The organism is bacterium, assembly GCA_035295165.1.
Classification (GTDB): domain Bacteria; phylum Sysuimicrobiota; class Sysuimicrobiia; order Sysuimicrobiales; family Segetimicrobiaceae; genus JAJPIA01.
Genome location: DATGJN010000106.1, coordinates 1 through 11,019, shown reverse-complemented (window position 1 = coordinate 11,019; position 11,019 = coordinate 1). Strand labels below are relative to the sequence as shown.

General features: G+C 68.9%; 8 protein-coding genes. 2 read left to right on the top strand and 6 right to left on the bottom strand.

Annotated elements, in window-relative coordinates; all coding sequences use genetic code 11:
• The 6 genes from VKZ50_18430 to VKZ50_18405 form a co-directional block, all read right to left on the bottom strand.
• On the bottom strand, window positions 1-452 hold a 452-nt coding region (locus VKZ50_18430; protein ID HLJ61706.1), incomplete at its 3' end, for an acyl-ACP thioesterase domain-containing protein.
• Between the two features lie 92 nt (window positions 453-544).
• Window positions 545-2,176 carry a ribulokinase gene (locus VKZ50_18425; protein ID HLJ61705.1) on the bottom strand — a complete coding sequence of 544 codons (1,632 nt, stop codon included), beginning with the start codon at window positions 2,174-2,176 and terminating at the stop codon, window positions 545-547.
• 15 nt (window positions 2,177-2,191) lie between these two features.
• Window positions 2,192-3,607 carry an L-fucose/L-arabinose isomerase family protein gene (locus VKZ50_18420; GenBank protein HLJ61704.1) on the bottom strand — a complete coding sequence of 472 codons (1,416 nt, stop codon included), beginning with the start codon at window positions 3,605-3,607 and terminating at the stop codon, window positions 2,192-2,194.
• Window positions 3,608-3,646: 39 nt separating this feature from the next.
• Window positions 3,647-4,558 carry a carbohydrate ABC transporter permease gene (locus VKZ50_18415; GenBank protein ID HLJ61703.1) on the bottom strand — a complete coding sequence of 304 codons (912 nt, stop codon included), beginning with the start codon at window positions 4,556-4,558 and terminating at the stop codon, window positions 3,647-3,649.
• Entirely contained in the window at window positions 4,555-5,457 is a 903-nt protein-coding gene (locus VKZ50_18410; protein ID HLJ61702.1) for a sugar ABC transporter permease, read from the bottom strand. The genes VKZ50_18415 and VKZ50_18410 overlap by 4 nt, the downstream gene beginning before the upstream one ends.
• Before the next feature lie 59 nt (window positions 5,458-5,516).
• Entirely contained in the window at window positions 5,517-6,815 is a 1,299-nt protein-coding gene (locus tag VKZ50_18405; GenBank protein ID HLJ61701.1) for an ABC transporter substrate-binding protein, read from the bottom strand.
• Window positions 6,816-7,060: 245 nt separating this feature from the next.
• Here VKZ50_18405 and VKZ50_18400 point away from each other — a divergent pair, with 245 nt between their 5' ends.
• Window positions 7,061-9,025 (top strand): hypothetical protein, encoded by a 1,965-nt coding sequence (locus tag VKZ50_18400; GenBank protein HLJ61700.1) that lies wholly within the window; start codon window positions 7,061-7,063, stop codon window positions 9,023-9,025.
• Window positions 9,026-9,756: 731 nt separating this feature from the next.
• Window positions 9,757-11,019: ABC transporter substrate-binding protein (locus VKZ50_18395; protein HLJ61699.1), on the top strand; the 1,263-nt coding region annotated here is incomplete at its 3' end.

Below are 11,019 nucleotides of genomic sequence, written 5' to 3'. Positions count from 1 at the left end.
CGGGCCCCGGCGGGCGCCGCCTCGGCCGCGTACCGCTCGAGCGTCGTGCCCGGGACCACGGAAAACGCCGCCGTCATCTCACGGGGGATCCTCGCCGGCCGCCCGTCCCCGCCGGTCAGGATCCAATCCATCGTTGCCGCGCCGACGGCCACGCCAGCGCCGTCCCGAACCGTATTGCCGCGGCGGGCCCAGACGCGCCGGGCACCCAGCACCTGGGTCGTCACCTCGACCGCGTCGGCGTAGCCGACCGAGAGCGCAAGAGACAGATGCGCCTGCCGGACCACCCAGAACAGCCCGTGCGCACAATACCACGACAACGGGTACCCCACCGCGGCCGAGTGCCCGAACGCCGTCTCCACGACGTACCTCAGAATCGTCGAGCTACGGGCCGAGCCGTCCGGACCGCACTCGTCGAATCGCACTTGAAACCGCTGCGCGTGCACGGCCAACATGGTGCCTGAGGGCCTCAGCACCGTCTCCGCGCCCGAACGTCCCGATCCCGCCCGAACGCCTCGGCGCCGGCGATCCTCTAACCTCCGGAGGCTCACCCGAGCCCGCGGCGCAACCCGTGCAACCGCGGCATCACGTCGGTGCCCCCTTCGCCAAAATGGCGCGCCACCTCGACGTAATTCCGGTACAGTCCGTCATACACCCGTCGGGCCGGCTCACCCGGGCGGTACAGGATCCGCTCGGCATTGCCCATCCGGTTGACCACGCCCGTCATATCCACCGCCTTCTCGGAGGCGGCGACGGCATAGATCGCGGCCCCGACCGCCGATGCGTCTGGCACGCGAGCGGCCCCGACCGGCCGGCCGGTCACATCGGCCGTAATCTGGAGCAGCAGCGCGTTGCGTTCGGCCAGGCCGCCACAGGCGTGGATGCCCGAGACCGGCACCCCGCCCGCCTCGAACGTCTCGATGACGCGGCGCGTCCCGTACGCCGTCGCCTCGAGCAGCGCCCGGTAGATCTCTTGGGGCTCAGTCGTCAGCGTGAGACCCAGGATCGCGCCGGACAGTTCGGCATCGACAAGCGGCGTCCGGCACCCGTTCCACCAATCGAGCGCGAGTAGACCCGACGCGCCAGGAGCGAGTGCGGCCGCCTCCTGCCCGAGCCGGTCGAACACGTCGCTCTCACCGTATCGCGCGGGGACGGCCGTGCGCACAAACCAGAGGAAGATATCGCCCACGGACGCCTGGCCGGCTTCATACCCGAACAGCCCCGGAAGAATGCCGTCCTCGACCACGCCGGAGATGCCCCGCACCGGGCGGCGCCTCGAATCCACGAGCAGGTGGCAGGTGGAGGTGCCCATGATCATCACGAGCTGGCCGGCGTCGTGTACGCCGAGCGCCGGGACGGCGGCGTGTGCGTCGATGACGGCCACGGCCACCGGCGTGCCCGCGCGCAGCCCCGTGCGGGACGCCCACGCGGGCCCAAGTCCTCCCGCGCTCGTGCCCACCGGGCGCGGACGCTCGGCCAAACGGTCCAGGAGACTGGGGAGCGACGGATCGAGTTCCTGCCAGAAGTCGCGCCGCGGATACCCGGCGTCCTTCTGCCAGTGAGCCTTGTACCCAGCTTGGCACGCGCTACGCACCTCCTCGCCGGTCAGCTGCCACACGAGCCAGTCGCCGCCCTCAATCCAACGGGCCGCCGCGCGGGACACAGCGGGCGGTGCCTCGGCGAGCACCTGCCAGCCCTTGGCCCACATCCACTCGGACGACGTCTTCCCCCCGTACAGCGACAGGAACTCACCGCCGGGCTGCGCGGCGCGGCCGTTGATGCGGTCGGCGTAGGGCTGCGCCGCGTGGTGCTTCCAGAGCTTCGGCCACGCGTGCGGCTCCCGCTCGAACTCGGGCATCTGGCACAGGGGCGTGCCGTCGGCCGTGGCCGGGAGCACCGTGCAGGACGTAAAGTCGATCCCGATCCCGACGACATCCCCGGGCGGTCCGGCGGCGGCCATCGCCCGCAGGAGCGTCTCGACCGCCTCGAGCCAGTCCCCGGGGTGTTGCAGCGCCCAATCGGGCGGCAGGCGATCCGCCCGACCCGGAAGCGCACGGTCGAGCACGCCGTGTCGGTACGGGTGGGTCGCCGCGGAGAGCACGCGCCCGCTGTCTGCGTCCACGAGGACGGCGCGCGCGGATTCGGTGCCGAAGTCGAGGCCGATCGCGTGGCGGCTCATCGTATCCCCTCCCGATTACGCGAACACACGGGCGTCGATCCCGAGCATCTTGGCGACCCAGACCAGGTCCTCGACGTAGTCGCCGTACACGCCGTGGATGTGGTTGCTGTCGTACTCGGACAGGAACACGTTGGGCGGTACGCGGAACCTCGCGAACGCGTGCGGCCACACCGGGGTCGTCGCGGCCGCCTTCGCCTCGGCGACGGCGGGCGGAAACTCCACCAGGTCGCCCGGGGCGATTGCGAGCCAGTATCGCCCCTGGCGGCGCGCCAGCCGTGCCAGCGTCACGGGACCGGGGGCGGCGATGTGCATGACCGATGCGCCGCCGGCGGGAAAGTAGATGTCCGCGGGGTAGAGGTGCACGCGCGGGAGGTTTACGGCCGGGTCGAACGACCGGCCCGCGAAGTAGGTCGCGTGCTCTCCAGAGTTGCACAAGTCCCATACATCGTCCGCGGCGTCGTAATGCCGCACGTCCGCGAACAACACGGGGGTGCCGGCGATGTGCTTGAAGATCTCCATCGTGAGCGCGCCGTCGCTGTCCGCCTCGGTCGCGCAGACGATCGGATCGTGCGGCCCCTCCCAATCGTATGGATCGTTCAGGAGTGCCTCGGCGACATCCATCGTGGCAAAGTGATTCGTCATCTCAGGCTGCCCCTTGATCCCGCAGAAGCTGCACCGCCACTCCGCCAGGATCTCACGGACCGCGAGGTAACTCTTGAGCTGACGCCGCAGCAGATCGGGCGTCAGCCGCTTGCCGTCATAGTGGATCGTCGCCCCGTTGCGCTGGAGCCACGCAATCCCCGCGTCCGCGCGGGCGTCGGGCACCGCCTCCGAACGGCGGACGATCTCGTACTGGTCGATGTGCTCGATGTCGATCCCGAACTCCCGGTTCCACTGGTCGAGCGCGGGCACCGCGGTGTACATCCCCATCGATCGCCCGCCGATAAGGCCGTACACTTCCCCCCGCAGCCGGTTCTTCGCCATGGCCGGCCGCAGGAAACGGAGCACCTGCTGGCAGACCGTATCGTCACCGATGTCGCCGGAGATCCGCCCGTGGAAGGCGCCGATCTGGTCCAGGCTGCCGGCCGCCGCCAACATCGCAACGAGGCCCGGGTACTTCGGGTTCACGTTGCTGAGGAGCAGGATCGGATGCGGCACGAACTGCGCGGCGATCGCCGAGAAGTGCGGAAACGCCCAAATCCCGTAGTTGAACACGACCGCTTCGACGTCCTGCGCCGCGAGGTAGCGCGCCTCGCTCTGCGCGAGGTCCGTGGTCCACACGATGTCCCGGCCGGCGACGACGTCCCACCCGGCCGCGCTGAGCCGGGCGCTCAAGCGCTCCTGAAACTGCCGGGTCAGCGGCAGCAACTCCTGGTGCATATGGGGGCGACCGTCGGAAAAGGTCAAGATCCCCACTCTCGGACGTTTCATCGACCACCTCCGGGCACTGTGTCGCGGGCGACCACCGCCCTACCCCTTGATGCCGGTCGTCGTGATCCCCTGCGTGAAATAGCGCTGCAGGAGGAAGAACGCGAGGAGCGCCGGAGCGGTCGCCATCACCGCCGACGCCAGCGGCGGCCCGAACGCCGGCGCCGACCCGCTGGTCCCGGCCTGCGCCCCCATGTACTGTGCGATCCCCACGGGCAGGGTCCGCGCGTGGTCGCTGCTGGTCGCGATCAGCGGCCACAGGAAGTTGTTCCAGGAGCTGACGAACGTGAGGGCGGCGACCGCGGCCATCGCCGGACGGCTGAGCGGCAGCACGACCTGCGAGAACACCTGCAGGTCGCTCGCGCCGTCGATCCGCGCGGCCTCCTCGAGCTCCCCGGGGATGCTCAGAAAGAACTGCCTCATCAGGAACACGCCGGTGACGTTCGCGGTGGTCGGCAGGATCAGCGCCTGGAACGTGTCGAGCATGCGCCACTCCGCGAAGATCACGAACAGCGGGATCACCGTCACCTGGATCGGCACGAGCAGCATCGAGATGATCGTGTCGTAGATCAGGCCGCGGCCGGGGAACGCAAACCGGGCGAGCGCGTAGCCGGCCATGGCGTCGATCGCGACGACGACCGCGGTCGCGACGAGCGCGACCACCACGCTGTTGAACGTCCACCGCAGGAACGCATACCTGGCAAGCACCCGCTGGAAGTTCTCGAGCGTGACCGTCTGCGGGATCCAGTGGGGCACCGCGGACAGAATCTGTCCTTCCGGTTTCAGCGAGGTGGAGACCATCCACACGATCGGCGCGACGGCGACGATCACCGCGGCGATCTCCGCCGCGTACATCAGGCCGAGGAGGCTCTGCCGGCGCAGCACCCGTCCCGCACGCTGTCGAGATCGCGCGGCGGGGGCGACCGCGGGTGCGGCGAGTCGACGGAGGTTCACGACGCCTCCGAGGACAGCAGCCGCTGCTGCAGCCACGACAGCACGAGGAGGAAGGCAAACGTCACGTAGGCGATCGCCGACCCGTAGCCCAACTTGAACGTTTGGAACGCCTGGTAGAACAGGTACTGCACCAGGGTGAGGGTCGCCGTGCCGGGTCCGCCGCCGGTCATGACGTACACTTGGTCGAACACCTGGAACGTGTTGATGACCGTCAGCATGACCACGACGAACGTCGTCGGGCGCAGCAGCGGGACGATCACGTGGCGGAGCACCTGCCACGACCCGGCGCCGTCGATGCGCGCCGACTCCTCGAGCTGCGGCGGACTGTCCTGCAGTCCGGCCAGGAAGATCACCATGTTGTATCCGACCGTCCACCACACCGTGGTGAGCGCGATCGCGGGCATCGCGGCCGCCTCGCTCGACAGCCAGGGGATCGGCCCAAGGTGCACCATCGCCAGGTAGTAGTTCAGCAGGCCGAAGTTGCTGTCCAGGATCCAGTTCCAGAGGATGCCGACGACCGCGGACATCATCGCGTACGGGGCGAAGATCAGCACGCGCGCCAGGCCGCGGCCCGCGAGCGGCCGGTTCAGCAACAGCGCGCACCCGAACCCCAGCACGATCAACGCGGGCGCCGTCAGCACGAGGAAATAGAACGTGTTCCGAAGCGACGTGTAGAACAGCGGGTCGCGCGCGAGCGCCGCGTAGTTGGCCAATCCGACGAAGCGCGGCGCGCCGACGATGCTCCACGACGTGAAACTCGTCAGGAACCCCCCCACGACCGGGCCGAACCGGAACAGCACGAAGACGACGAGGTACGGCAGCAGGAACAGGTACGGCGTGAGCGGCGCACCGCCTCCGCGAAGACGGTGGCCGTGCGCTCGGTCGGGGAGAACCTTCATCGTCACCAGGGCGGTCCCGGAGGGCCGAGACCCTCCGGGACCGCGTCACGGATGCGTTCCTACGGAGCGGCCAGGATGGCGTTGATGCGGGCTCGCAGCTCCTGCGTCACTCCCGCGACCGGCTGGCCCTTGACGAGGACCGACTGGGCCGCAACCACGATCGGACTCGGCGCCGCGGCCGAGTAGAGCTGCGCGGACGGCCTGACGTCCGGCAGCATGATCTCGTAGGCCTGTTCCTCGAGGAACCCCCGGCGGCCCGGGAGCGCCCGAAACGCAGCGGAGGTCCGAGCCGACAGCAGCGCCGGCAGGTTGCCCGACATCCCCCAGTCCTGCGAGTGCTGCACGATCCATGTTGCGAGGGTCAGGGCGGCCTGCTCGCGCGCCTTGTTACTCTGCTTGGGGATCGTCAGCAGGTGCCCGCTCCCCCACGCCGCCGGCGCCGCGAACACGCGCGGGAACGTGGTGGTATCCCAGCGGAGTCCGCTGACCTTGTTGAGGCCGGGGATCTCCCACGGACCGTCGATCAGCATGGCGACGTGCTTCGTCACGAAGTCCTGGTAGGGGTTGGTCTCGCCCACCGGGACGACGTGATCTTTGAACACGAGGTCCTGCAACCACTGCCACGCCGCGTTCGCCTTCGCGTCGCTGAACACCGTCCGGGAGAAGTCAGGCGCCAGGAACGGATCGCCCTGCTGCGCGAGAAGCGCATACCACATGTAGAAGCCATGGTGATTGTTCATCATCCCGACCCCGTACTGCTTGATTGTCTTCGGGTCGAACGCGGGATCGTCGGGGTGCCGGCCCGCGCCGTCGATCGTCAGCTTCTTCGCCGCCGCGACGAAGTCGGTGCCGGTGGTCGGCAGCTTGTTCGCAGGCAGCCCGGCGGCCTTCCACATGTCGAGGTTGACGTAGACGGCGTGCATGTGCATGTCGAGCGGGATCGCGTACTGCGTGTTCTGCGAGAACGTGCCCTTCCAGGCGACGTCCATGAAATCCGACGCCTTGAACCCGGCCGCCTTGACCATGTCCCCCATCGGCTCCAGGATCCCGAGCGACGCGAACTGCGCAATGTCCTGCGAGTGCATCCCCATCAGGTCGGGCGGCTGCCCCGCGCGCACGCTAGTCAAGAGCTTGTCGAACAGCGGCGTCCACTGGAGGGTCGTCAGCGTCACGCGGATGTCCGGATGCTCCTTGTTGAACTGGTCGACCATCTGGTGCATCACGTCCCCGTCGGGACCGGTCCACCCGCCCCAGAAGACCAGATCCATTGGGGCCGCGGCCCCGGCCGTCTGTTGGAACGGCACCGCCACCAGCACGACGAGCATCGTGCACACGACGAGACACAATCGCTGTTTCATACGTTGCCCCCCTTTTCTCGGCGCCCGCCGCCGCAATCCGGCCGCCGCTGCATCCGTGAGCCGCGCACGGGCACGGACGACGCCGCCCCCACGATACCGCGGCTGAGGCCACCGGCGCCATCGGGCGCCGACCCGATGAGGACCCGAACCGGCCCGACTCTCGGCCGCTTCCCGGCAGTCCCGGCTCCGACTTCGTTCCAGAGGCCGGAAAAGGACTCCTCCAGCCCTCACCAGAAGGGAGGCCCGTGCCGGTCACACGCTGGGAAGACCGCATTTCGCGGTGGGATGACGCGGGTCGCGCCGGCGAACCCCTGGGTCACCATCCACGCGTAGCTCGCGGGCCGGTCGCGGTGGGACTGTGGGCGGCGCCGGCCGTCGCCCCCTCCGACCGTGGCGACCCACGCGCGCGCGACCTCATCGTCTCGTGCTGGGACGCCTGCTTCGAGGGCGGGGTGTATCGGTTCTCGGGCCTGAACGAGGCGCTCGACGTGGAGCACTCCGGCGTGCGAGTCCCCTCGCTCTTCGGAAACGTCGACCCCACCCCGGGGATCGCGCCACCGGCGTTGGTTGGCGTGGCGCGGGGCCGCCCCGAGATCCTGTGGTTTCGCGACGGCGCGACCGGCGGTCCGGTCCCGCTCGATGTGACGGTGGCCTGGATCCGCGGCCGCGAAACGCTACACGTGGTCCGAGCCTGCGACCTCGACGGCGACGGCGTCTGGGACCTCCTCATCGGCACGGATGATTGGACGGACTACTGGCCGGACGGACGCGAGTGGAATGATCCAGCCTACCGTCCCTACGAGACCGACGGCACGTGGCGGGGGGGACTCCTGCGGGGGCACGTGTACGCGGCGCTGAATTGCGGGACGGGCGACCGCCCGCGCTTCGAGCGTGCGGTCCCGCTCATGCACAACGGCCGACCCCTTGAAGTGTATGGGGCGGCCGCCCCGACGTGGGGAGACTTCGTGGCCCGAGGGTGCGCCGACCTGATCTGCGGCGATTTCCTCGACCGGTTGTGGTTCTTCCGCCACCGCGGGGGCCTCGAGTTCGACTCCGGCGTCGCCGTCGCGGGTCCGGACGGCCGCCCGCTCGCGCTCTCTCAGAATGTCCACGTGCCAATTGCGGTCGCGCGTGCACAGGCCTCCGGCAGCGGCCGCCCGCGTCCGCCCGCGCTCCTCGTCGGGGCCGAAGACGGATTCGTGCAGCGGCTGCAGCCGCGCCCCGGCTCATCCGTCGTGCCCGCATATGACGATCCCGAACCCGTCTGCCAGCCCCACCCGCCGCTGCATCCCGGCATCGAACCTGTGCCGGCGGTCTGCGACTGGTCGGGAGATCGTCGGCACGACCTCATCGTCGGCACGGGCGGAGGGTGGCTGCTCTGGTATCCAGACCTCGGCGGCGCGGATTCGGTGCGGCGGTACGGCGAGGCCCGGGTCTTGCGAACCACAACGGGTCCCATCCGCGTCCAGGCGGGCGCCACGGGCTCCATCCAGGGACCCTCGGAAGCGAAATGGGGATATCTCTCGCCAACCGCGGCGGACTGGAACCGCGACGGCCGGCCGGAGATACTCGCAAGCGACGTCATGGGACGTCACCTCGTCTTTTCTCGCACCACGGACCCGGCGGTTCTGGAACCTCCCCGTCCGCTGCGATACGCGGGGGCACCGCTCCGGACGGTGTGGCGGGTGGGTCCCGCCGTGACGACGTGGGGAGATCCCGAAGGACGGTGGCGATACGTGTGCGTGGACGCGACGGGAACGTTGGTCGACTTCGCCCAGGCAGGTCCGGACGCGTTGGATGCGAAGCGATGGTTGCGGTACGCGAGCGGCGCTCCGATCGAATTCACCGAGGACCGAGGCGGCGGGCTCGGGCGGGTCAAGCTCGCGGTCTGCGACTGGACAGGCTCGGGGCGCGGCGACCTCCTCGTGGGAACGCACGCTCGGGCGTCGCTGCCTCCGGGATCGACCGGGGCGCCCCGACACACGCACGGTCAGGCGACCATCCTGATGCTCGAGAACGTCGGGGCCCGCGGCGAGCCCACGTTCGCCCAACCCCGTCAACTGCGCTACAGCGGGGAGCCGCTGCGATTCGGAATGCACTCATGCGCCCCGGCCCCGGTCGACTGGCTGGGACGCGGCGCGCCCGATCTCGTCGTGGGAGTCGAAAGTGGCACCCTCGTGCTGCTCAAACGCGAACAACTGACGTGGTGAGCGGATGACCGGAGCCGGACACAACGCCTACGGCGAGGCCGCCGCAAGTCAAGCCGGGTTGGCTCCGAAGAGCTACCTCTCTCTCGCCATGCGACGACGCTCGCCGATCCTTGACTGTGGGAAATTCGGGAGGCGCTCGCCCTACTGGCTTTCCACCGTCTTTGGTCCCCGCCGCCGGTGCCTACCGCCCGCCACTGTCCTTCGGAGTTACCCCCGAAGTACGTCCGACCGGCTCTCGGCGTCCACGCGCGCGAACGTTTGAATCGGCTACTTCGCCAGTCGACTTGCGCCTCCGTGCCTATTGGTACCACCATCGTGACGGACGCGCAATCGGGAAATTCCGTTCGTGGAAAATGTGAACACTGTGGATAGGATGCTGTGGATAGTCCCGCACCGTCGTCCGCCGTCGCCACGCGCTAGCCAGTGGCCTCGTCGGCGATCATGCTGACCGAGTACCGAGACCCCAAGCGGCCGCTGCAACGTCCGAGCCGTTCCCGGCATCGGCACCCGTGGGCGTCCTCGGCCACGGATCCGCCGAGGTGGATCTCCGTGGTAGGATTCCACACCGTATCGACCGAACCCCAAGTGGTCGGTCGAACAGCTCAAGGCCACTTCGCACGCCGCATGCGTGTCCGTGCCATGCGGCGCAGCGGGCATCCCCGCGTGGATGCATCACGTAGCGGACCGGCTGCGGCCGCGCGGCACAACTCAGGAGGGCATCCGTGACGACCATGGGCACCCGTGTTGGATCCGCGCTGGTGGCGTCATCGCTCGCGCTGGCGGTCGCGTTCTTCACCCCGGCACATCCGGCGGCGGGGGCCCCGTCGGGGCCCGCGCTCACGATCGACCAAGGGAGCGACGCGGCGACGCTCGATCCTGCGCTGCAGTACGACCCCGCCAGCTACGACGTGTACCGCAACATCTTCGACAACCTTCTCACGCGAGATCCCGGCACGGGGAGGATCGCCGCGGGCGTCGCAAAGTCGTGGAAGAGCCTGACCCCGACGACCTGGGAATTCACACTCCAGCCCGGGATCAAGTTCCAAAACGGGGATCCGCTGACCGCCGCCGACGTCGCGTTCAGCATTAGCCGCATCCTCGACCCTGTCCTTAAGAGCCCGCAGTATCAAAACTTCAGCGCGATCCAAAGCGTCAAGGTCCTGAACCCAACCGCGGTCCAGATCACGACCGCTCAGCCCTATCCTGCCCTGCTCGCGCAGCTGGTGAACCTCAGCATCGTGCCGGCCAACTACGTCAAGCAGAAGGGCAACGCCGAATTCAACGCGCATCCCGTCGGAAGCGGACCGTACGAGTTTGTCACGTGGGTCAAGGGGGACACGATCACGCTGCGGGCGAGTCCGTCGTACTGGCGCGGCCGCCCGTTCTTCGACACGGTGCGGTTCCGCGCGGTCCCGGAGCCGGCGACACAGCTCGCCGACCTCCAGGCCGGGACCGCCGATCTCATTGTGTCGGTGAACCCCGACAGTGTGGCGCAGATCCAGAGCAACCCCAAGCTGCAGGTGCTGAGCGGCCCGACCGAGCGCGTCGCCTACCTCGCGTTCAACCCGCTCGGCCAAGGTCCGACCGCGAAGCGACAGGTCCGCGAAGCGATCGCCTACGCGCTGAACGACCGTGAGATGATCACGGCCCTGCTGGCCGGCCAAGCGCGGAAGCTGAACGGCCTGCTCACGCCGCAGCACGCGGGCTACGACCCCCGGCTCCCCGGTTTCGCGTACGATCCGTCCAAGGCGAAAGCGCTGCTTGTCGAGGCCGGCTATCCGTCGGGCGTGAGCCTCACGTTCACGACGTCACCCCAGTACGACCAACGGATCGTCCAGGCGATTCAGGGAGAGCTGGCCCGCGTCGGGGTCCAGGTCAAGCTCCAGAGCTACGATTTCGCGACCTATCTGCACAAGGTCCAGAGTCCGCAGCACGACTGGGGCGACATCAGGTTCGGGCAGTGGTCGTGCGCGTGTCTCGATGCCGACGGTGTG

Excerpts from the sequence above, each read along its gene's own strand:
- VKZ50_18425 (HLJ61705.1), bottom strand. The coding sequence starts at position 2,176 with ATGAGCCGCCACGCGATCGGCCTCGACTTCGGCACCGAATCCGCGCGC.
- VKZ50_18420 (HLJ61704.1), bottom strand. The coding sequence starts at position 3,607 with ATGAAACGTCCGAGAGTGGGGATCTTGACCTTTTCCGACGGTCGCCCC.
- VKZ50_18410 (HLJ61702.1), bottom strand. The coding sequence starts at position 5,457 with ATGAAGGTTCTCCCCGACCGAGCGCACGGCCACCGTCTTCGCGGAGGC.
- VKZ50_18405 (HLJ61701.1), bottom strand. The coding sequence starts at position 6,815 with ATGAAACAGCGATTGTGTCTCGTCGTGTGCACGATGCTCGTCGTGCTG.